The sequence below is a fragment of the Anaerococcus provencensis genome, from assembly GCF_000312365.2.
Classification (GTDB): domain Bacteria; phylum Bacillota; class Clostridia; order Tissierellales; family Peptoniphilaceae; genus Anaerococcus; species Anaerococcus provencensis.
This window is the reverse complement of record NZ_HG003685.1, coordinates 306,710-327,933: the sequence shown is the minus strand read 5'-3', so window position 1 is coordinate 327,933 and position 21,224 is coordinate 306,710. Positions and strand designations below refer to the sequence as shown.

Genomic DNA, 21,224 nt, shown 5'->3' with positions numbered 1-21,224 from the left:
CTTAAGCATTGTAAGGGTGGATTGTTACGCCCTTTACAACCCTATTAACTGTTCCTGATCTTGATGGGTTGTCTGGTGTGTTTCCTACTCTTAGACTTGTGATAAGGCTTATAAGTTGTGCAACTATTACGTATGGTAGAGCTAGGTAAACATCATTATCAACATTATTCTCATAAACTAACTTGTCAAAATCGCACTCAATATCTGTATTTGCTACAGCAATAACCTTTGGAGCAATCTTATCTGCTGCGATTTCATTTAAGATATCAAGGTCATAATCTCTTGTGTACTCATTTGATGAAATAAATGAAATTATTAGTGTTTTTTCATCTACAAATGATTTTGGACCATGTCTAAAACCCATTGAAGATTCGTATAAACTTGCTACTTCTCCTGCTGTAAGTTCAAGAACCTTTAGTCTCGCTTCATTTGAAAGTTTGTAAAGAGGACCAGAACCTAAATAGATTATTCTATCAAAATCAAAATCTACCAATTCTTCAATTTTGCCTGCATCAGCTAAGATTTTTTCTGAAGTACTTGAAAGTTCTTCTACAAGTTCTTTCTTGTCATTTCTTTCATCAAAGATTAAAAGAGCTGATAAAAGCATACATGTAAATGAACTTGTCATAGCAAATCCCTTGTCATTTGTACCTTCTGGTTCGATAAATACAAATGATTTTTCATCATCTGCTAATTTTAGGGCAAGTTTGCCATCAGGAGCACAAGTTAGGGCAAGATTATAGAAATCATCTACAATTTCTTCACCTAGTTCTACTGCAGCAAGGGATTCTGGAGAATTTCCACTTCTTGCAAAAGAAACTAAAAGAGTCTTTTGGTTTTTATTAAAATGTAGGTATGGAGCAGAAACTAGATCAGTTGTAGCAATACTTTCAAAGTGGTATTTGTCGTTATTTTTCAAGTATTCACTGGCAATATTGCCCACATACTCGCTGGTACCAGCACCTGTGAATATGACTCTTACATCATCACCAAGCTTTGCTAGAAATTCATCAATTTTCGCTTTTCTTTCTTCATATAATTCATAAACTTTGAGCCATTTTTCCCCTTGAGAAAAAATTTCGCTGTAAGTATTAATTGCATCATTATTCTTTATATATTCTGAATCTAAATACATTTTCCCTCCTCATAAATTATATTTATACCTCTATTTTAATCTTACCAATTTTAATAAATCCTTAAAGAAGTTTTTAATGTGAAAAGTTAATTTTTACCATTCAAGTCACTTATAAATTCTTCTATATTTATAAGTTTTTTCTTCTTTCTGCTTTCTTCGGCAGCAAAGCACATCAAATGGCTCATTACTGATTCGCTGGCACCTGTTTTTATCTTATCCTTATCTCCTCCTATTCCTTCCATGAAAGCTTTGATTATTGCGTAATCTCCGCCACCATGGCCACCGTTCATCTCTTGGACTTTGATAACTCTTTCTTCACTTGATCCGAATGTATTGATAATAATTTCTTTTTCGTGGTCATCGGCAATTATTTCGCCTTTGGTTCCCTGGATTTTTATATTTCTATGAACATTTTTAGCAAAGGCAGAAAGGTTAAATACAGCAGTCACATCATCTTCAAATTCTATCGTGGTTGCTTGGTGGTCACAAACTGTATTATCACAAGCCCATACACATCTACCATAAGAACCGTTTTCCAAGGCTTCTATTAGACCTTCTTCTGTAAGACTTGGATCTACAAGGTTTCTCCAGCCATAGCCTCTATAGCCTTGTCTATAAAAGTTTTTAGTTGAATAAATACATTCATCTTGGTATTTACAGGAAAGACATCTATCACTTGCTCCCTCTGGTTGGTTTTCATGAACAAAGTATGTCAAGCTTCCAACAGATGATATACTTTTTGGTTTAAGTCCCAAGAAGTAAAGCAATATATCCATGTCATGGCATGATTTTTGGAGAATAAGCGGTGAAGATTCTTCTTCATTTCTCCAATTGCCCCTTACAAAGGAGTGAGCAAAGTGGAAATATCCAATATTTTCATTGTGGTTGATGTTTATAACCTTGCCGATTGCTCCACTATCAAGGACTTCTTTTATCTTAGTGTAAAATGGTGCATATCTAAGAACATGGCAGATCATAAATACATTGTCTCTTGCTTCGGCTTTTTTGGCTATATTAAATACCTCATCAGCATTTGGGCTGATTGGTTTTTCTAGCAATATATCAACATCATAGTCCAAGGCCTTCATGGTAATGTCATAGTGTTCCCTATCATAGGTAGCTATAACCAAAGCATCTACAAATTTGCCTTCATCCATTTTCTTAAAGAAGTCATCTGCATTATCAAAAAGATACTCTGGATCAATAGCAAATTCTCCGCCTGTAAGTTTCAATTTCTCTTGATTCCACTCTACTGCAGCTAATATATCGACTTCTTCATATTTATTTAATTCTCTAGCGTAAGCGATTCTTCCTCGCTCTCCTGCTCCAATAATTCCTACTTTCATTATTATTTCCCCTTGCTAGCTTTTGCATTTATTATTTTATGACCCTTGTGTACTTGGAAAGCTCCTTGAGTTCTTGGCTACTTATCTTATCATCAGTTACAACGCTTACATCTTCTAGCTTATAAAATGAGTAGAAATCTTCGATACCGATTTTACTTGAGTCTGCTACTATGAATTTTTCTGATGAGTTATCCAAAATTATTTTTTGCAAGAAGCCCTCGTCTTCGTTGTAAGCAAAGGCGTTGTTTTGGCTTATGCCGTTGACTCCTATGAAGGTTTTTTGGAAGCGCAAATCTTTTATCATATCTATGGCAAGTGGTCCAACGAAAGCGCCTGTTATTTTTCGATACTTTCCGCCAATAAGCCTTACAGCCAAGGAGTCTATTTTTATAAGCTCATTGAATAAATATAGGGAGTTGGTGAAGATGGTAAGGTGCTTGCCATCAATATATTCTGATACATATTCCATAGTCGTTCCTGGACCCATGAAAATTATTTCATCATCTCTTAAAATCTCAGAAATTTTCTTAGAGATATATTTTTTTTGATTAATATTTTTTTGCTTTTTCTCCGTATTGGAATATTCAACATTAGATAAGTTTCTGACTTTTTTTGCCCCTCCGTGGATACGCTTTAGTAATCCCTTTTCCTCAAGCTCCTTAAGGTCTCTGCGTATGGTCATTTCTGTGACATTTAGGGCTGATGTTAGGTCAGAAACTTCTATTATATTTTCGCTATTTACTATTCCAACAATAAAATCTTGTCTTTCGTCTTTTAACATTTTTTATCCTAAAATTAAAGTAGCATTAGATTTAACTAATGCCACTTTAAAACTATCTTAATTCTTTAGTTTCTGATAATTCTTTAAACCAGTAGGCACTTTTCTTTGGATATCTTTCTTGTGTTTCAAAGTCTACAAAGAAGAAACCATATCTCTTGTTATAACCATTTGACCAGCTAAACATATCCATCAGACTCCATAAGTAATAACCTTTTACATTGGCACCATTTTCATTGGCTCTTAAGACTACATCCAGGTGGTCTCTCACATAATCAATCCTATCATCATCTTCTACTGTCTTGTTTTCGTTTAGCTCTTCTTTGATGCCCATTCCGTTTTCAGTAATGTATATTTTATTGCAATTTTCGTATTCTGATACTCTCATAATCATGTCATAGAGGCCTTGTGGGTAGATTATCCAATCCCAGTCTGTTCTTGGAAGACCTTCTGGTTTTACTTCTTGGCCCATACCTTTTAGCATTGATTTTGATGTTCCCTTGTCACCTGTACCATTGTGGTGGTGGTAGTTTTCTCCTTCGTAGGCCTTGTACCAGTTGGCATTGTAAGAGTTGATGCCCAAGAAATCCATTCTTCCTGCTGATTTTTTGATTTCTGCCATTTCATCTTTTGATGGATCGAAGTCTGCCATGTCATTGGCTCTGAGGATGTAGTTGACTCTTTCAACAGTTTCATCTGTGTATTCTCCAAGGAAAGTAGCTTCAATTGCTAGACCGTTTGAAATTGCATCGACTCTTTTGGCTGCTTCGACATTTGCTGAATCCTCATCTACTGGATATACTGTTTGTAGGGAGTGGATTACACCCATTTCTCCTTTAATATTGTTATCTTTGAAGTAGTTAACTACTACAGCGTGGCAGTAAAGCATGCCGTGGATACATTCTACAGTCTTGTCGAACCTATACTTTTCTCCTGGTGGGAAAGTTCCCATAACGAATTGGTTGACTGACCATGGCCAAATTTCGTTGAATGTCGCCCATTTTGTAACCTCAGTAAATTCATTGAGGCAGAATTTAGCGTAGTCTATAAAATATTCTTGTACTTTTTTGTTGGTAAAATCTCCCATCTTGTGGAGTTCATAAGGTGTGTCGAAATGATGAAGGGTTACTAGTGGCTCAACACCATTATCAATACAATATTTGAAAAGATCATGATAGTGGTCGACACCTTTTTGGTTAGGCTCTCCAAAGCCTTCTGGGAAAATTCTTGTCCAAGCTATGGATATACGGATACCGTTGATGCCAAATTTTACACAGTTATCAATATCTTCTTTGTATTTGTGGTAAAAATCACTAGCTGGATCTGGATTATATCCATCAGTTTCTTTGTAGTAAACATCCCAGCAAACTAGACCTTTTCCGTCTTCTTTGGTTGCTCCTTCACATTGGTATGCTGCTGTCGCTCCGCCAAAAATAAAATCTTCAGGAAATTTTCTCATTATTTAACACTCTCTTTCACAAAGTTCAATGACCCAATTCCATCTCTAACTAAGCTTATATATTGGGATCCCTCGGTTTTCACAAGTTTTATACCCAATGGATCTGTTTCTTTCTTGATATCTTCATAGTTACTTGCTACTTGTGGAGCTAAGACTACTAAGTCAAAGTCTTGCAAAATATCCCTATGTTCACCATAAGATCCTGCAACAGCAGTTATTGGTTCATTGTATTCTTCAGCAGCTTTGTTTAATGCATTTGATAAAAGTCCACTTGTACCACCACCTGCACAAAGGACTAATACATTTACAGGTTTTTCTAATGAATCTGATACGACACCTGTTTTTACTGAATCTTTATCTTTTGATTCATAAGTTATGGCATCATTTTTAGTTTTAATAACGTCGTTAGCTTTTCTTGTATCAAAGTTTTCTTTTACCTTTGCATCTAGTTCTTTGCTTGCTTCAATATTTCCTTTTTGCTCTTCTTCTAAGATTTGTTTATCATAAACTTTAAAGAAAGGATAGTAAACTAATGTATCTACAGCAATTAGTACTAACATCAATATTATTGCTTTAAATTGGAAATTAAGTCCTAAAAGTATACCTAAAGGTGCTGGAGTTGTCCAAGGTAGGTTAGCTGTAAAGCTGTTCATTCCTAGTGTATCTACAAAGAATTTGAATATCCATACATTAAATATTGGAGCTAATATAAATGGCCAGAAAAATACTGGGTTTAATACTAGTGGACCACCAAATAAAATCGGTTCATTTACACCAAAAAATGTTGGTACTACAGAAGCTCTTCCTACAGCTTTGTTCCTTTTTGATTTTGATAACCACATAAATATAAATGGAACTACTAGTGTCGCTCCTGTTCCACCCATTGTTACTATGAACATTTGTGTACCAGATGTGATTACTTTATCTGCGTGTTGGCCTGCTTGCATCAAAGATAGGTTTATTTCTGGGTTTGAATATAAAACAGCTGCTATGGCTGGTTCTACAATTGATGGCCCATGGATACCGATAAACCAGAAAAATGCATATGCTCCAAAGATTAGTGTTAAGCCTAGATATCCATCTGCAGCTTGGAATAATGGTGCAAGTCCTAAGGATATAGATTCTGCAACATTTGTTCCGCTTAAATTTCTAACTAAAATATCAATTACATATAAAACAACTACTGAAATTGAAAAAGGAATCAAGTCCTTAAATACCTTTGAAATATTTGGTGGTACTTCACTTGGTAGTTTTATTGTAATATCTCTTTTAAAACAGAACCTATAAATATTAACAGTTATAAATGCCGCAATAAATGATGTAATAAGACCTTTTGTTCCCATGAAACCGCTTAAAAATCCGCCTTCTTCAACTGAATCAGCAGATAATATCAAAAATCCAACCATTGCTGCTAGCATAGTTGACATGAAGTTCATCTGATTTGTTTTTGGCATTTCTCTATTACGCAAGTCTGTAAACGATTTTGCAGTAGTTCCTGCAACTAAGAAACCTAAAATGCCCATAGAATAGTTGTAAGGTTTCATTAGCATCGCTACAGTTTCTTCACTCCATTCATGACCAAAAGCATTTGGTACAAATGCAATAAGAATGAATAAACTTGAGAATAATACAACAGGCATACCTGCTATGAATCCATCTCTTATTGATCTTAAATATATATTTCTTGATAATTTTTCAAAAAATGGTTTATGTTTTTCTATTCTTGCAACTAGCTTTTCCATTTTATTTCTCCCTATATATATCTATTAAATTTTCAATGATATCTTTTAAAAGCATTGTAGTCATAAGGTGGTCTTGGCCGTGAAGCATTATAAAACCTAGTTCTATATCTTCGCCACCTGCTTCTTTGGCAAGCATTTCTGTTTGAGCCTTGTGCGCTTTTAAAATTGACTCGTTTGCTTTTTCTATTAAACTATCTGTATTTTCAAAATTTCCACTTTTTGCTTCTTTTAGCGCTTGTAATAGAGTTGATCTTGCTTCACCTGCATAGGCTACAATTTCAAAACCAATCATTGCTACTTCTTGTTTATCCATAAACTAATCCCTCTCTTTTTTTATTTTTTAGTCGTGGTATTCGCCTCGGTCCCATTTTTCTATGAATTCGTCAAAGAATTCGTTGTTACAAAATTGAGTTTCTTTATCTTCGCCTTGTTCTTCTTCTATAGCCATTATCTTGTCGATTAGCTTCTTGTTTGTTTCTGTTTGTTTGTATTGGGCTGCTATAAATCTATCTACTATTTCAAAGGCCAAATCTCTTCCTACTATCATGCCGCCTACGCCTATAACGTTAGCGTTTAACTCTTCTTTGGCATATACAGCTGTCGCACAGTCTCTTACTAGGGCACATCTTGTTCCAAATGCCTTGTTTACTGCTGTTGTGATTCCAACCCCTGTACCGCAAAGTACTACTCCAAGCTCACATTCGCCGCTTGCTACTAGCTCTCCAACTTTTTTGCCGAACATTGGATAGTGGGTTCTAGTATTGTCATATGTTCCTACATCTACTACTTCGTGACCATTTGCTTTTAGGTGGTCTGATATTTCCATTTTTAAGTGTGTTACTATGTGGTCACATCCTAAGGCTATTTTCATATTTTCCCTCCTATAGCATTTTGTTAAGCATGTCTATTCTAATTTGGTGGCGTCCACCATCATAGCCATGGCTTAAGAAATCTCTGACACATGATTTTGCAAGTTCCTCGCCTACAATGCCTGATCCTAGACAAAGAATTCTTGCTCCGTTGTGGCGTTTGGTCATAAGTGAGCTTCTCTCTTCGCTCACTTCTGCTGCAATCATTCCCTTGTGTTTGCTGGCAGCCATATATGAGCCTGCACCGTACTTGTCGATTAAGATTCCTACTGATGCATCGTCTGATCCACTTGTTAGCATGCCGTCTACTTCTAGTAGTTTTTGACATACAGCCTTAGCACTGTCAACAAAGTCAAAACCTTCTTCTGTCAAATCTTCGATTTCGTATCCAAGATTTTTTACTTCTTCGATTAAGCTTTCTTTTAGCATTAATCCATCTTTGTCTGAAGAAATATATACTTTCAAATCTTCCTCCTCTTTGTTTATAAATGTTTGTTTTCTTTCTTATTTGTTTACATTATATTAGGCTAAACACCTAAAGTCAATAAAAAACATTAAAAATCTTTACAAAAAATAGCTTAAAGAATTATATCCCTAAGCTATATTTATAACTAAAATTTCAAGTTCCCAGAGTAAATTTCCCTAGCTAAAATCACAGATCCATCTACTGGGCTTGTGTATGGTTTTACTATGTTCACATTGGATTTGATTTTTGTTTTTATCTCTTCGTAAAGCGCTTCCCCTATATTTGTCACTCCACCAGAAAATGATACATCAACTACTCCATCAAAGTTTAAGTTCTTTGTGATAGCATCTATGACCAAGGCAATCTCGTCTGTCACTTGGTCTAGGATATCAAGGGCGTATGGGTCATTCTCGTTTAGGGCTTGGTGGAGGATGCGGGATAGGGCTGCTATCTCATCGCGTCTCATATTGTCTGTAATGTCAAATATTTCAAAGTCATCTTCCATGGCAAGTTTTTCTTTTACCATGTCATAGATTTTGGTCTTCTCTATTCTACCATCGCTCATTTTTGTAAATAAGTTTAGTAATTTTAGGCCGATCCAATAGCCACTTGCTTCATCTCCCAAGAATGGTCCCCAGCCAGAACATCTCATAGAATTGCCCGCTTGGTCGCGACCATAGCCTATGGCACCTGTTCCAATTACTATATTTATGCCAGGCTTAGCATTGAGCGATCCTGCCCAACCATTGACGCAGTCATTTTCTACTGTAAACTTGTCATTGCCAAGGACTCTTCTGATTCCCTCGTGGATATACTCTTCTGTGTCTGGGTATTGGCCATATCCTGGAGCTGCCACAAAAGTATAGTCAATCTCTGATGGATTGATACCCGCTTGCTTACAAACATCACCTATACCAAGTTCTATTATGTCAAAATACTCTTGCTTGCTTACTTGTTTTGGATGGATTGTGATCTGCTTATCTTCGTATCTTTGTCCATTTACATCTAGTAAAAAGGCAGTTTTTGTTCCGCCACCATCTATACCTAAAAATTTTCCTTCTGTCATAATTTTCCTTTCTATATCATTTTTTATTTTTTAATACTATCTTAATTACCGTATCTGTGTCATCAGGCAATTGGCATGTGCTGGAGCCTGGATATATTTGGGCAAAGGTCAGCTTGTCATATGCTTTTATTACCCAAGAGTTTGAAACAGTCACTTCAGATCCATCGTGGAGGTAGGTCATATAATCTATTTCATCCTTATCTAGGCCAATTAGTGGCAAAGGTCCTATTGGAGCTTCAAATATGTGGGCGTAGATTATATTGTCTTTTTGGGTGTAATATCCCCAGTCTGGTTTTGGCAAATCTTTTGCCCTGCCACAGCCGTAGATAGACTCAGAGTTCTTGTCAAACCACCTGCCAAAGTCTTCTAAAATTTCCAAGCTTTGTCTAGGCATATATCCTCTTGCAGTTGGTCCAACATTTACAAGCATATTGCCATTTTTGCTGACGCATTCTACAAGTTTTCTGATTAATAATTTGGAGGATTTAAATTCTTTGTCATTGGCATTGTAGCCCCAATTATTGTTCATAGTTAGGCAAAGTTCCCAAGGAACATCTTCGCCATTGTCGTTTTTGATTCCCTCATATGGAAGTATTTGCTCAGGGCTTACAAAGTCACCAGAATATGGACTAGGATTTTCTGTTACTATTGAACCAAAGCCTTCACCAGAAGTTTCTAGCCTGTTGTCCATTATCACGTCTGGCTGATATTTTCTAACCATTTCCACAATTTCCTTGGCTCCCCATTTGTCTCCGTACATATCTTCGTAGGAGAAGTCAAACCAGAATATATCTAACTCGCCATAGTTTGTGACTATCTCTTCGATTTGATTGTGGAGAAATTTCTTATAATTGTCCCAATCAATTTTCTCATCCTTAAATCTTTCGTCCCTATAGTGGGGGCTGTGGATGTCATTATATTTGGGAAAGTCCTTGTGGCTCCAGTCAATCAAGGAAAAGTATAAGCCAACTCCAAGACCTTCAGCCCTTACTGCCTCTACATATTCTTTGACCAGATCTCTTCCAGCTTTTGTGTTCGTAGCCTTGTATTCTGTATACTTGCTGTCAAAGAGACAAAATCCATCGTGATGTTTGGCTGTAAGAACCATGTATTTCATACCAGCCTTTTTGGCTGCCTTGGCCCAAGCCTTCGGATCATAGTCTATCGGATCAAATTGGTCCATATATTTTAAGTAGTCATCTAATTCTATTTTGTCAAAACTTCTAACCCATTCTCCCCTGGCCGGGATGGCATAGATTCCCCAATGGATAAACATACCAAAACGGGCATCTCTAAACCACTGAGTTCTCTTGTTTATTTGTTCAAGTGAGTTTGTCATATCTCCTCCTTGTTAAGAATTTACCCTTATTGCCAAGAAAAAAGGCAGCCTAGATACTGCCATTTTCTACTTTTATTTTTTCTTGATTCTCTTTCTTGTATCAAGTGCTACTGTTAGTATAATCAAAAGTCCTTTTATGATGATTTGTACATAGGAGTTTAGGCCGATGTATAGCAAACCGTAGTTTATAACCTGAAGGATTATAGAACCTAGGACTATACCAGGTATTGTTCCTATACCTCCGGAGAATGATACTCCACCTATTAGGCAGGCTTCTATGGCGTCTAGGTCATAGCCCTCTCCTGTAGTTGTTGTAACAGATCCTAGTCTAGGACCTTCCAAAAATCCTGACAAACCATACATAATACCAGATATTATGAAGACTATCATTATTGTTTTTGTAACGTTGATACCAGAAACTTCTGCAGCTTCTGGGTTGCCACCTACGGCAAACATATTTTTGCCCAAAACAGTTTTATTCCAAATAAACCACATGATGACAGACGCTATTGCTGCATATATTATCAAATATGGGAAAATAAGGTCAGTTCCAGGAATTTTAAATCCACCTCTTACAAGGTTGGCGTATTTTTCGTCAAAACCACCAATTGGTTGTGGTCCATAAGGGTTAGCTGCTATAAATAATTGCAAAATACCAAAGATTGCAAGTTGGACACCAAGGGATGCTATAAAGGCGTGTAGTTTTAGATAAGCTACACCAAAGCCGTTTAGGGCCCCGCAAATAGCGCCAATAACTATAGCTGCAAGCAATCCAAAGATTATATTAGCTCCTTGGATATTTGGGAAAAACTTTTGTGGGAAGTCAGATGATTGTAGCAAGGCTCCTGCAATAGCTGCTGTGAAACCTACTATCCTACCAGCTGAAAGGTCAGTTCCCGCAAGGATTAATAGACCACCAGTACCAAGAGCTATAAACAATCTTGTAGCTGTTTGTGATAATATATTGATAATATTTCTTGGATTTGTTATAAAGGTTGGGTCTACTATGATTATCCCAACAATCAAAGCCAGGATTATGATAATCAAGGCATTGTTTAAAATAAATTCTTTAAAATCAAATTTTTTCTTTTCTGTAGTTTCCATTTTACCACCTATACATACATGGCTTGTAGGGCCATGATCTTTTCTTGATTCAAGTCTTTGTTGTTTTCTTCAATTCCTGCAACACGTCCATTGCTCATTACCATGATTCTATTACAAATCATTTGCAATTCTGCCATTTCAGATGATATGAATATTACAGATTTACCAGTTGTTGCAAGATCTTGGATTAGCTTATAAATCTCATACTTTGCGCCGACATCTATACCACGGGTTGGCTCATCTAGTAAAAGTATGTCAGGATCTGTCAAAAGCCAGCGGCCAATGATTACTTTTTGTTGGTTACCACCAGATAAGTTCATGATTTTGGTATGTTGACTTGGAGTTTTTACACTCATTGAGTCTATAACTTTTGTAGTACTGTCCTTTAAAGCTTTTTCATTTACAAAGCCTTTTTTGGCATATTCGCGCAAGTTTGCAATAGTTGAATTAAATCTTATGCTGGCATATGGGAAGATTCCTGTAGCCCTACGCTCTTCTGTAACTAGGGCAAAACCATTTTTGATGGCTTCTTCAGGATTTCTATTTTCTACCTTCTTGCCAGAAACATAGATTTCTCCAGATTCTTTTTGTCTAAGACCGAAAATAGTCTCAACAAGTTCTGTACGCCTAGATCCAACAAGGCCAGCTATACCCAAGACTTCTCCTTTTTTTAGGTCAAAAGACACATCAGTTACAGTTGGTTTGTATTTACCAGTAAGGTTTTTAACTTCTAGTAGGACTTCATCTCTCTCGTATGATTCTGGGTTTAGGTCCTTGGCATCAAGCTTTCTTCCTACCATTAACCTTATTATCTCATCTTTGGTCAAATCACTGGCCTTATTTTCAGCTATGAATTGGCCATCACGCATGACTGTAACATAGTCTGAAATCGCAAGGATTTCTTCCATCTTGTGGGATATGTAAATAATACCTACTCCCTCTGATCTCAATCTGTTAATAATTTCAAATAATTTTTCAACTTCAGATTCTGTCAGAGAACTTGTAGGCTCATCCAATACTAAAATCTTGGCATCGTAGGAAACAGCTTTGGCTATTTCTATTAATTGTCTTTCTGCAACTGAGTATTTGCCTATGATTTTCTTAGGATCAAAATCTAGGCCAAGTTTATCAAATAGTGCCTTGGTCTCATCGTTCATCTTTTTGCTATCAATAATACCACGCTTGTTTGGGAATCTTCCTAGCATAATATTTTCTGCTACAGAACGCATAGGTACTTGGTTTAGCTCCTGGTGAACCATAGCAACACCAGAGTCTAGAGCATCTTTTGGGTCCTTGTAGGAAACTTTTTTGCCATCAATATATATCTCCCCACTATCTGGAGTATAGATTCCAAACAAACACTTCATAAGGGTAGATTTGCCAGCACCATTTTCGCCCATAAGGGCATGAACTGTGCCTTTTTGTAAGGTTAGTTGTGCATTATCTAAGGCCTTTACCCCGGGAAATGATTTGTTTATTGATTTCATTTCTAATAAATTGGTCATAAACACCTCTATACAATATAAGGGGCTGGCGCTAATAAGCCACCGCCCCTTAATACCAGTTAACTATTTAGTATATTTTTGATATTTAATTCTGAAAGATTTGCCATCTTCACCTAGATCGTATCCTTCAGTATCTTTGAAGTTTCCACCATTTAATTTGTTTTTAATAGTATCTACTAGAGCTTTTGCCATACCTTCAGCGTCTTGTTTAACAGTACCAGACATTGTTCCCTTGTCGATTTCAGCTATTGCAGGGTCTGTAGCATCAACACCTACTACTACGATGTTATCGTCAGCAGAACCTGTGTTCATACCAACAGCTTGTAGAGCTGATATAGCACCTATAGCCATTTCGTCGTTATTAGCTATAACTGCATCTATGTCGTCTTTATCTGTTTGTAGCCATGTATCCATAGCTGTTTTTGCTTGGTTTGTATTCCATTGAGCATCTTGGAAAGCAACTTCGTTTACTTCGATGCCATTTTCTTCAAGAGTTTTTACAGAATATTCTGTACGAGCTTGAGCTTCTGGGTTATCAAGACCACCATTTAGCATAACGTAATCAAGTTTGCCATTGCCATTTCTATCCATGTCGCCAGCATTCCACAATTCTGTAAGGATTTCACCTTGCATAACGCCTGCTTCTGGAGCATTTGTTCCTACAAAGAAGAAATTGTCTAGGTCTTCTTCTGTTAGAGATTCAGTCATATCTCTGTTAAAGAATATGGTTGGAATTCCAGCAGCCTTAATAGTTTCCATAGCTGTTGATGCGGCAGAAATATCTACTATGTTTAGCATAATACCATCAACACCTTGAGCTACTACGTTGTTGATTTGGTCAGTTTGTGTACCTTGGTTTTTTTGACCATCTTGGAAAACAAATTCGATAGAATCGTCAGCTTCATCAAGCTTTTCTAATTGTTGGCGAACTGATGCGATATATGTATCAGAACCATTGTAAAGTAAAACTGCGATTTTTTTAGTTTCGCCATTTGTAGCTTCTTCTTTATTTTCTTCTTCTGCTGGTGCTTCAGCTTCTGTTGAATCTTCTTTAGATTCTTCTGTGTTTTCTTCAGCTGGAGCTTCTGTAGCTGCCTTGTTATCATCTGCTGGTGCTTCGTTTGAATTACCACCACAAGCAGTTAGACCTAATGATAAAGCCATAACTAAGGCAAAGTTTGCAAATTTTTTAATATTCATAAAACCCTCCTGTTGAATATTAATATAAGCACTAAAGTATAGGAAAGTGCTTTATTTGAAGCATAAATAATGAAAACATTTGCTTCTTTAGTACATATGATATAACTTAATTAATTTATTGTCAATATAAAGATGGTAACCTTTACCTAAAATGGTTTAATGTATGTATGTAATCTATGGGAGGTGAGCATGAAAATAATACTAGCTGTTGACCAAAATTGGGGCATCGGCAAAGATAATGAAATGCTTTTTCATATAAAAAAAGACCTAAAACATTTTAAGGACTTCACAATTGGAAATATTGTAATCATGGGTAGGAGTACCTATGAGTCTATAGGAAAAGCTTTGGCAAATAGAGATAATGTAGTCTTAACTAGAAATAAAGATTATAAGCTAGATGATGCCTTGGTTTTCCATAGTGTTGATGATATATTAGCTTATGTAGGGGACAATGAAGCTTATGTAATAGGTGGCAGCCAGATAGTAGATTTGTTTTTGCCCTATTGCAATGAGGCAATCATAACAAAAATTTTTGACCAAAAAGATGCCGACACTTACCTTCACAATTTTGATCTTGACGATGATTTTGAAATTACAAACGAATCCGAAATTCTTGAAGAAAATAAAATCAAATTTAAATATGTAAATTATAGGAGGAAATGATGGACTTATATCAAAAAGTAGCAGACAAACTAAACGAACTTGGAATCAAGTACGAACTTGTAGAACATCCACCTGCACTTACAACTGAACAAGCAGATGAATTTATCGAGGGAATCGAGGGTGTTCGTACCAAGACCATGTTTTTGACCGACAGGAAGAAAAGAGAATTTTACTTGGTTATAATGGATGATACAAAACGCATGGATATGGACTTATTCAAAGAAATAGTAGGCAAGAAGGTAAAAATGGCATCAGAAAACTCTTTGATGGAAAAGATGGGGCTTCCAGCAGGAGTTGTATCTCCATTTGGACTTCTAAACAACGAAGACCACGACATAACAGTTTACTTTGATAAGGAAATTATGGATGAAGAAAAAATGAGCTTTCACCCAAATACAAACGAAAAGACAATATTTATAAGCACTCAAGACTTATTAAGATACCTAGATGATATAGGGTATGAATACCATATAGAAGAATTATAAAGGAGAATCCATGGAAAAAGTAAAAACAACAGAAATATTTGTAAGCGATAAATGCCCATTTTGCACACCACTAATCGAAGACTATGAAAAGAATCCACAAAAATACGAGGGCCAAGAGCTAATAAACATCAATGAATCTATGGCAAATCTAAAAAGATTTTTAAAATACCGCGACGATTTGAAAGGCTACGATGAGGCAAAAGCAGAAGGCAGAGCAGGAGTTCCATCCAAAGTTCTTGATGGAGTAGAGGTTGTATTTATCAAACAAGAAGATATATAAGTAGGAAGAGGGCCGAGGCCCTCTTTTTTGTTGCAATTTCCCCTTGAGATCCTTCGTCCTACGGCCTCAAGGATGACAAGGGACTTAGTTCTTTGCAAGTACAACAAAGTCCTTCTTCCATTGTGGAGAAGCGATAATGCCGCCCTAGGCCACGCTGTCATTCTGAGCTTTAGCGAAGAATCTCTTGAGGAGTATACCTATGGGAGATCCTTCTTTCGTTTGCGCTCAATCAGGATGACAGTAGGAAATTGCGGATTATTCGAGCATTTCGTCAATTATATTTTTACACAAAAAAACTGAAACCACTTCTGGGCTCATTTTTTTTCTTTTATATTCTTGTATTTTACATAAGCATTTGCCGTCATTAGTATTGATACTATGAGTATGAACCACCAGTATGATCTACCTTTGCTGTATTGGAGGTAGGTTAGCAAATACAACAAAAAAGCTGTAAATGCACTTGTTAGAAACTCCAAATTTTCTAGGTTTTTCTTGTTCATCTTATATTACTTGGTCCAAGGTCTTCCAGCTTAGAAGGGCACATTTTACTCTTTGTGGCATATTTTGGATGTTGATAAAGGCAGCTGCATCGCCTAGTTTGTCTAGCTCTTCGTCAGTGATTTCTTCTCTTTTTATCATGCGAATGTAGATATCAGCTAGTTCTTTGGCTTCCTCTTTGCTTTTTCCAACGATTGTATCACACATAACGCTTGTGGCAGCTTGGCTGATGGCACATCCATCGCCTGTAAAGGCCGCATCTACGATTTTATCTCCATCGTATTTTAGCTCCAAGACAATCTCGTCTCCACAGGATGGATTGTGGCCTGGTTCTTTGACATCGGCATCTTCTAGTTCGTGTTTGTTTGCTTGGTTTCTCGAATGATCTAGGATTATTTGAGAATAAATTTCTTCCATATTCATTTTATAAGCCCATCACCTTTCTTACATTTAAGAGTTCTTTGGCAAATATTTCTGCTTCCTCTTTTGTATTATAAAACGCAAAGCTTGCCCTTGCTGTTGAACTTACATTTAGGTACTTGTGTAGTTGCATAGCACAGTGGTGGCCACTTCTTACAGCAACGCCTTTGCTATCGAGGATTGACGCAATATCGTGTGGGTGGATGTCATCATAAGTAAAGGATAGGACAGCCCCTGTTTTTGCATTTTCCGGATAGAAAGTCTTGATATGTGGGTAGTCTTTGATTAGATCGTAGGCATAACGAGTAAGTTCTGATTCGTATTTATAAATCTCATCTATGCCTATTTTTTCCATATATTTGATGGCTGCTGCAAGTCCTACTACTCCACCTACATCTTGGGTGCCAGCTTCAAACTTGTATGGCAATTCTGCAAAGGTCACTTCTTGCTCATAGACATATTCTATCATATCTCCACCAGTTAAGAATGGATCCATTTCTTCTAGCAAGTCTTTTTTGCCATAAAGGACGCCTATTCCCATTGGCGCAAGGAGTTTGTGGCCGGAAAATACTAGGAAGTCACAGTCTAAGTCAGCCACATCGACCTTTAGATGAGGTATGAGTTGAGCACCGTCAACTATGGCAATAGCACCAGCATCGTGGGCCCAATCTACGATTTTTTTGACATCTATTATTTCCCCTGTGACATTTGATGCCCCAGTGAAAGATACAATTTTTGTCTTTTCATTAATCTTATTTTTTAGATCATCGTAGTCTAGACTATAATCATCATTGAGGTAAGCGTAAACGAGTTTTGCTCCAGTTTTCCTTGCTACTATTTGCCATGGTACAAGGTTGGCATGGTGTTCTAGGATAGTGATTAGTATCTCATCATCCTTTTTTAGATTTGCCATAGCGTAAGAATAAGCTACTAAGTTTAGAGCTTCAGTAGCATTTCTAGTAAATATTACTTCTTCCCTGCTTTTTGCCCCTATGTATTTTTGTATATAGTCCCTAGATTCTTCATAGGCAGTCGTAGCCACATATGATAGGTAGTGGGCTCCCCTGTGTGGGTTTGCATTTTGATATTTATAATAATTGTCGACAGCATCTATTACCTCTTTTGGTTTTTGGCTAGTTGCTGCCGTGTCAAGGTAGATGACCTCCTTACCTACATTTTTGCTATCTAGGTAAGGAAAGTCAGCTCTAATTTTTTCTATATCCATCTTAATTCCTTGTGTTCATTTGACGAACTTCTTTTTTGAGTTCTTCTCTTAAGCTTTCGTCTTCTATTTTATCAAGGGTTTTTGCAAAAGTCGCTTCTAGCATCATTGATTCTGCTTGTTTCTTATCAAAACCACGACTCATAATGTAAAATAACATATCTTTGTTAAGTCTACCTACGCTTGCAGCGTGGTTTCCTTCTACTTCTTTTTCAGCACAAAGTAGGATTGGTGCAGTTTTGTTTTTTACATTATCTGAAAACATCATTGAGTAATCGCCAATCTTACCATTGGCACTCACACAACCTGGTCTTAGGTCAACTACACCTTTCCAGTTCTTGTGGGCTTCATCTTTCAAAGCACCGTTGAACATGGCATCAGAATCTGTTTCATTGCCCAAGTGTTCGTTTGTTGCAAGGATGTCTAGGAATTCATCTCCTTCTTTGAAGTAAACTCCATCCTCTATGACCATTGCCCTGTCACCTTCTAGGATGTTTTTGATGTTTACTAGTGAATGGCTTGCCCCTATTTCAATGTATGAAATGTCAAGCATAGCTTCTTCATCTAAGAGTGTTGCGACTGATTGTATGTTGGTAGATTCCTTTGGCAAGTTGGTTACTATAACTAATTTTACCTTGGCTCTTTTTTCTAGATTTACTCTAATTAGTGAGTTTAGGTAAAGCTTGTCGCCATCGCCATTTACATTTACCAAAAATGATGAAACAGAATCTTCTGCCGCATTGATATCTATATTTGAAACTAGGATATTATTTTCCGCATCCAATTTCAAATCTATAGCTTCAAAGTCAGCTTTTTCCTTGATATCTCTGTATATGCTAAAGTTTCTAAAATTCTTATTTTCATTTAAAATTTCTTCTGAAACTCCATAATTTTTGCCAGCAAAGGCTTGGTTCAAAGATGTGATTTCATCCTTGTCACTTTCTTTGAAATATGGCCTCTTATCTGGTGTTTCTAGGCCATTTTCTATGAAGTTTAGGCCTGTTGAGTTCCAGGTATACATTCTCATTTCATTTAATTTGCTCATCAGCCATTTGCTCCTTCTAGTTCCATATCAATTAAACGGTTCATTTCAACTGCATACTCTAGTGGAAGCTCTCTACTTACTGGCTCTGCAAATCCACGAACTATCATTGATTTAGCCTCATCCTCTGGGATTCCTCGGCTCATTAGATAAAAGATTTGTGATTGGTCAAGGGAACCAATTTTGGCCTCGTGACCACAGTCCACATCGTCATTTCTAATATCAAGAACTGGGATAGTATCTGATTGAGCATTTTCACTTAGCATCAAGTTTTCACAGTCTACTGTAGAACGGCTTCCAGCTGTATTTCTCTTCATTTGAACTAGAGATCTAGTCATTGATTTGCCGCTTCCTGCTGTGATTGATTTTGTAAGGGCTGTTGAATATGTGTTTGGAGCAAGGTGAATCATAGAGCAACCATTGTCTATATATTGGCCATCAGCTGCAAATGTGATTCCTGTATACTCTGCACTTGCGTATTCTCCTGCAAGAACAGATGTTGGATAAAGCATAGAAACTTTTGATCCAAATGATCCAGATACCCAAATTACCTTGCCACCTTCGTCAACTATGGCACGTTTGGTGTTTAGGTTGTACATATTTCTTGACCAGTTTTCTATAGTTGAAAATCTTACTTCGGCATTTTTGCCAACAAAGATTTCTACAGAACCTGCGTGAAGGTTAACAACGTTATATCTTGGTGCAGAGCAGCCTTCAATAAAGTGTACCTTTGCATTATCTTCTGCAATTATCATTGTATGTTCAAATTGGCCAGCTCCTGGAGCATTTAGCCTATAGTATGATTGGAGAGGGATATCTACCTTTACTCCTTCTGGAACATAAATTAGACTTCCACCACTCCATACAGCACCGTGTAGGGCCGCATATTTGTGAAGTGTCGGTGGGATGGCTCTTTGGAAATACTCTTTTACTAAATCTTCGTGTTCTTTAAGGGCTGTTGCAAAGTCCATAAAGATAACCCCTTGGTCTTCAAGGTGTTTTTGAATAGAAAAATACACTTCCTCAGAGTCGTATTGGGCTCCAACACCTGCTAGAGACTCTTGTTCAGCCTTTGGAATACCAAGTCTATCAAAGGTTGCCTTGATTTCTTCTGGCAAAGCATCCCAACTTGATTTTTTGTCAGTTTTTGGCTTAACATAGGCAGTAATATCAGCCACATTAAGTTCTGATAAATCCGGTCCCCAAGTTGGATTTTCCATTTGTTCAAATAATTCTAGGGATTTTAGTCGTCTAATCCTCATCCAATCAGGTTCACCTTTTTCACGAGATATCTCGTTTACTATATCCGCATTGATGCCCTTTTCGGTTATTTTCTCATAAGTAAACTCGTCGATAAAATCGTAAAAACCACGATCGAGAGTTTTTAATTTTTCTTCTATATTGTTACTTGGCATAGTCTACACCCATTCGTATCCACGTTTTTCAATCTCATCCATTAGTGATGCATCACCTTCGTGGGCAATCTTACCATCTTTGATGACATGAACGTAGTCAGCATCTATACTTTCTAAAAGTTCTCTGTGGTGGGTGATGATGATAACTGCATTGTCTTCGCTTAGGAAGTCTTTTATACCTGCTGATACAATTCTTACAGCATCCACATCAAGACCAGAGTCTGTTTCATCAAGCATAGCTAGTTTTGGATTTAACATTTTTAGTTGGAGGATCTCGCTTTTCTTGCGTTCACCACCAGAAAAACCAACATTTACATATCTACTTGCATAATCTTCAGAAAGATTTAAGTTTTCCATTTCTTTGGCAAGTTTTTTGCTAAATGATAGCATTTGTGGTTTTGTACCTGTGATTTGTTCTTCAGATATTCTCAAGAAATCATTTAGTTTTACCCCAGGAATCTCATCTGGGTGTTGGAAGGACATAAAGATACCGCGGCGAGCACGTTTGTCGACAGATTCTTCTGTGATATCTTCGCCCTCAAAATAAATTTTTCCTTCTGTTACTTGGTAAACAGGATTTGCCATAATTGTATTCATAAGTGTTGACTTACCAGAGCCATTTTGGCCCATTACAACATGAACTTCTCCTGCATTTACTCTTAAATCTATACCTTTTAAAATCTCTGTATCTTCAACTGATACATGTAGATTTTCTACTTTTAATAATTCAGACATATTTACCTCTTTTATTTCTAAAATAAATTCGTATAAAGTATACTACTTTACTAGGAATTATCAATCATTGTTCTTTACTCATTTTACCTCTTTTTTTCCAATAAAAAAACGAGCTTATGCCCGTTAATTAATTTTAATTATCTTGATTTATTTTATTTTCTATAACATCAACTAAAGTTTTTACGGCATCTTCTTCATCATCACCACAAGCTTTAATGGTGAGCTCATCTCCGTTAGAAGCACTCATGCTAAGAACTGACATGATAGACTTTGCATTATAACTTCTACCATTCTTTTCTACAGTAATATCGCATGGAAATTTTACAGCAGCCCTGATGAAGATAGATGCAGGTCTAGCATGCAAGCCAATCTCATTAGTTAGTGTGACTTTTTGCTCGTACATAGCAGCTCCTTTCCTGATCTTCTTATAGAACTATAGTACAATATTTTTTTAT

23 protein-coding genes are annotated in these 21,224 nt (G+C 36.7%); 3 read left to right on the top strand and 20 right to left on the bottom strand.

Features of this window, described 5'->3' with window-relative positions; genetic code table 11:
* Position 1: 1 nt before the first annotated feature.
* From BN38_RS01830 to BN38_RS01770, 13 genes are all read right to left on the bottom strand, one after another.
* On the bottom strand, positions 2-1,135 hold the full coding sequence (locus tag BN38_RS01830) for an SIS domain-containing protein (RefSeq protein ID WP_044565209.1): 1,134 nt from the start codon (positions 1,133-1,135) through the stop codon (positions 2-4).
* A gap of 86 nt (positions 1,136-1,221) precedes the next feature.
* Complete coding sequence (locus BN38_RS01825; RefSeq protein WP_044565208.1) at positions 1,222-2,481, bottom strand: Gfo/Idh/MocA family oxidoreductase; 1,260 nt, start codon at positions 2,479-2,481, stop codon at positions 1,222-1,224.
* Positions 2,482-2,512: 31 nt separating this feature from the next.
* On the bottom strand, positions 2,513-3,262 hold the full coding sequence (locus tag BN38_RS01820) for a DeoR/GlpR family DNA-binding transcription regulator (RefSeq protein WP_044565207.1): 750 nt from the start codon (positions 3,260-3,262) through the stop codon (positions 2,513-2,515).
* Between the two features lie 52 nt (positions 3,263-3,314).
* Positions 3,315-4,718 (bottom strand): 6-phospho-beta-galactosidase, encoded by a 1,404-nt coding sequence (gene lacG, locus BN38_RS01815; RefSeq protein WP_044565206.1) that lies wholly within the window; start codon positions 4,716-4,718, stop codon positions 3,315-3,317.
* The gene (locus BN38_RS01810; protein WP_044565205.1) at positions 4,718-6,460 is read right to left on the bottom strand and encodes a lactose-specific PTS transporter subunit EIIC; all 1,743 of its coding nucleotides are present in this window, start codon (positions 6,458-6,460) and stop codon (positions 4,718-4,720) included. The genes lacG and BN38_RS01810 overlap by 1 nt, the downstream gene beginning before the upstream one ends.
* 1 nt (position 6,461) lies before the next feature.
* On the bottom strand, positions 6,462-6,773 hold the full coding sequence (locus BN38_RS01805) for a PTS lactose/cellobiose transporter subunit IIA (protein ID WP_044565204.1): 312 nt from the start codon (positions 6,771-6,773) through the stop codon (positions 6,462-6,464).
* 27 nt (positions 6,774-6,800) lie between these two features.
* On the bottom strand, positions 6,801-7,331 hold the full coding sequence (lacB, locus tag BN38_RS01800) for a galactose-6-phosphate isomerase subunit LacB (RefSeq protein WP_044565203.1): 531 nt from the start codon (positions 7,329-7,331) through the stop codon (positions 6,801-6,803).
* A gap of 10 nt (positions 7,332-7,341) precedes the next feature.
* A complete protein-coding gene (gene lacA, locus BN38_RS01795; protein ID WP_044565202.1) occupies positions 7,342-7,794 on the bottom strand; it encodes a galactose-6-phosphate isomerase subunit LacA in 453 nt (150 codons plus the stop codon).
* 146 nt (positions 7,795-7,940) lie between these two features.
* On the bottom strand, positions 7,941-8,861 hold the full coding sequence (locus tag BN38_RS01790; RefSeq protein ID WP_044565201.1) for an N-acetylglucosamine kinase: 921 nt from the start codon (positions 8,859-8,861) through the stop codon (positions 7,941-7,943).
* A gap of 16 nt (positions 8,862-8,877) precedes the next feature.
* The gene (locus tag BN38_RS01785; protein ID WP_044565200.1) at positions 8,878-10,200 is read right to left on the bottom strand and encodes an alpha-L-fucosidase; all 1,323 of its coding nucleotides are present in this window, start codon (positions 10,198-10,200) and stop codon (positions 8,878-8,880) included.
* 72 nt (positions 10,201-10,272) lie between these two features.
* Complete coding sequence (locus tag BN38_RS01780; RefSeq protein WP_044565199.1) at positions 10,273-11,304, bottom strand: ABC transporter permease subunit; 1,032 nt, start codon at positions 11,302-11,304, stop codon at positions 10,273-10,275.
* Between the two features lie 8 nt (positions 11,305-11,312).
* Entirely contained in the window at positions 11,313-12,809 is a 1,497-nt protein-coding gene (locus BN38_RS01775) for a sugar ABC transporter ATP-binding protein (RefSeq protein ID WP_044565198.1), read from the bottom strand.
* A gap of 63 nt (positions 12,810-12,872) precedes the next feature.
* Positions 12,873-14,009 (bottom strand): galactose ABC transporter substrate-binding protein, encoded by a 1,137-nt coding sequence (locus BN38_RS01770; RefSeq protein WP_044565196.1) that lies wholly within the window; start codon positions 14,007-14,009, stop codon positions 12,873-12,875.
* Positions 14,010-14,198: 189 nt separating this feature from the next.
* Between BN38_RS01770 and BN38_RS01765 the strand changes: the two genes are divergently transcribed.
* From BN38_RS01765 to BN38_RS01755, 3 genes are read left to right on the top strand one after another with little or no spacing between them, the layout of a single operon-like run.
* Positions 14,199-14,672, top strand: a complete 474-nt coding sequence (locus tag BN38_RS01765) for a dihydrofolate reductase (RefSeq protein ID WP_044565195.1) — start codon at positions 14,199-14,201, stop codon at positions 14,670-14,672.
* Positions 14,672-15,157 carry a prolyl-tRNA synthetase associated domain-containing protein gene (locus BN38_RS01760; protein ID WP_044565194.1) on the top strand — a complete coding sequence of 162 codons (486 nt, stop codon included), beginning with the start codon at positions 14,672-14,674 and terminating at the stop codon, positions 15,155-15,157. The genes BN38_RS01765 and BN38_RS01760 overlap by 1 nt, the downstream gene beginning before the upstream one ends.
* 10 nt (positions 15,158-15,167) lie before the next feature.
* The gene (locus tag BN38_RS01755; RefSeq protein WP_044565193.1) at positions 15,168-15,437 is read left to right on the top strand and encodes a hypothetical protein; all 270 of its coding nucleotides are present in this window, start codon (positions 15,168-15,170) and stop codon (positions 15,435-15,437) included.
* A gap of 314 nt (positions 15,438-15,751) precedes the next feature.
* Here the strand turns inward: BN38_RS01755 and BN38_RS01750 are convergent, their stop codons facing one another.
* From BN38_RS01750 to BN38_RS01720, 7 genes are all read right to left on the bottom strand, one after another.
* Entirely contained in the window at positions 15,752-15,937 is a 186-nt protein-coding gene (locus BN38_RS01750; RefSeq protein ID WP_044565192.1) for a hypothetical protein, read from the bottom strand.
* 1 nt (position 15,938) lies between these two features.
* The gene (gene sufU, locus BN38_RS01745) at positions 15,939-16,358 is read right to left on the bottom strand and encodes a Fe-S cluster assembly sulfur transfer protein SufU (RefSeq protein WP_044565191.1); all 420 of its coding nucleotides are present in this window, start codon (positions 16,356-16,358) and stop codon (positions 15,939-15,941) included.
* Position 16,359: 1 nt separating this feature from the next.
* The gene (locus tag BN38_RS01740; protein ID WP_044565190.1) at positions 16,360-17,580 is read right to left on the bottom strand and encodes an aminotransferase class V-fold PLP-dependent enzyme; all 1,221 of its coding nucleotides are present in this window, start codon (positions 17,578-17,580) and stop codon (positions 16,360-16,362) included.
* A gap of 1 nt (position 17,581) precedes the next feature.
* A complete protein-coding gene (locus BN38_RS01735) occupies positions 17,582-18,622 on the bottom strand; it encodes a SufD family Fe-S cluster assembly protein (protein ID WP_044565189.1) in 1,041 nt (346 codons plus the stop codon).
* Positions 18,622-20,034, bottom strand: a complete 1,413-nt coding sequence (gene sufB, locus BN38_RS01730) for a Fe-S cluster assembly protein SufB (RefSeq protein ID WP_044565188.1) — start codon at positions 20,032-20,034, stop codon at positions 18,622-18,624. Before sufB ends, BN38_RS01735 begins: the two co-directional genes overlap by 1 nt.
* 3 nt (positions 20,035-20,037) lie before the next feature.
* A complete protein-coding gene (gene sufC / locus BN38_RS01725) occupies positions 20,038-20,769 on the bottom strand; it encodes a Fe-S cluster assembly ATPase SufC (RefSeq protein WP_044565187.1) in 732 nt (243 codons plus the stop codon).
* A 133-nt stretch (positions 20,770-20,902) separates the two neighbouring features.
* Entirely contained in the window at positions 20,903-21,172 is a 270-nt protein-coding gene (locus BN38_RS01720; RefSeq protein WP_044565186.1) for an HPr family phosphocarrier protein, read from the bottom strand.
* Positions 21,173-21,224 lie beyond the last annotated feature (52 nt).

Coding starts and splice junctions, on each gene's coding strand:
- BN38_RS01770 (WP_044565196.1), bottom strand. CDS start 14,009: ATGAATATTAAAAAATTTGCAAACTTTGCCTTAGTTATGGCTTTATCA.
- BN38_RS01785 (WP_044565200.1), bottom strand. CDS start 10,200: ATGACAAACTCACTTGAACAAATAAACAAGAGAACTCAGTGGTTTAGA.
- BN38_RS01755 (WP_044565193.1), top strand. CDS start 15,168: ATGGAAAAAGTAAAAACAACAGAAATATTTGTAAGCGATAAATGCCCA.
- BN38_RS01780 (WP_044565199.1), bottom strand. CDS start 11,304: ATGGAAACTACAGAAAAGAAAAAATTTGATTTTAAAGAATTTATTTTA.
- lacG (WP_044565206.1), bottom strand. CDS start 4,718: ATGAGAAAATTTCCTGAAGATTTTATTTTTGGCGGAGCGACAGCAGCA.
- BN38_RS01790 (WP_044565201.1), bottom strand. CDS start 8,861: ATGACAGAAGGAAAATTTTTAGGTATAGATGGTGGCGGAACAAAAACT.
- BN38_RS01765 (WP_044565195.1), top strand. CDS start 14,199: ATGAAAATAATACTAGCTGTTGACCAAAATTGGGGCATCGGCAAAGAT.
- BN38_RS01750 (WP_044565192.1), bottom strand. CDS start 15,937: ATGAACAAGAAAAACCTAGAAAATTTGGAGTTTCTAACAAGTGCATTT.
- BN38_RS01740 (WP_044565190.1), bottom strand. CDS start 17,580: ATGGATATAGAAAAAATTAGAGCTGACTTTCCTTACCTAGATAGCAAA.
- BN38_RS01820 (WP_044565207.1), bottom strand. CDS start 3,262: ATGTTAAAAGACGAAAGACAAGATTTTATTGTTGGAATAGTAAATAGC.
- sufC (WP_044565187.1), bottom strand. CDS start 20,769: ATGTCTGAATTATTAAAAGTAGAAAATCTACATGTATCAGTTGAAGAT.
- BN38_RS01825 (WP_044565208.1), bottom strand. CDS start 2,481: ATGAAAGTAGGAATTATTGGAGCAGGAGAGCGAGGAAGAATCGCTTAC.
- BN38_RS01735 (WP_044565189.1), bottom strand. CDS start 18,622: ATGAGCAAATTAAATGAAATGAGAATGTATACCTGGAACTCAACAGGC.
- BN38_RS01805 (WP_044565204.1), bottom strand. CDS start 6,773: ATGGATAAACAAGAAGTAGCAATGATTGGTTTTGAAATTGTAGCCTAT.
- sufB (WP_044565188.1), bottom strand. CDS start 20,034: ATGCCAAGTAACAATATAGAAGAAAAATTAAAAACTCTCGATCGTGGT.
- sufU (WP_044565191.1), bottom strand. CDS start 16,358: ATGAATATGGAAGAAATTTATTCTCAAATAATCCTAGATCATTCGAGA.
- BN38_RS01760 (WP_044565194.1), top strand. CDS start 14,672: ATGGACTTATATCAAAAAGTAGCAGACAAACTAAACGAACTTGGAATC.
- BN38_RS01720 (WP_044565186.1), bottom strand. CDS start 21,172: ATGTACGAGCAAAAAGTCACACTAACTAATGAGATTGGCTTGCATGCT.
- BN38_RS01830 (WP_044565209.1), bottom strand. CDS start 1,135: ATGTATTTAGATTCAGAATATATAAAGAATAATGATGCAATTAATACT.
- lacB (WP_044565203.1), bottom strand. CDS start 7,331: ATGAAAATAGCCTTAGGATGTGACCACATAGTAACACACTTAAAAATG.
- BN38_RS01810 (WP_044565205.1), bottom strand. CDS start 6,460: ATGGAAAAGCTAGTTGCAAGAATAGAAAAACATAAACCATTTTTTGAA.
- BN38_RS01775 (WP_044565198.1), bottom strand. CDS start 12,809: ATGACCAATTTATTAGAAATGAAATCAATAAACAAATCATTTCCCGGG.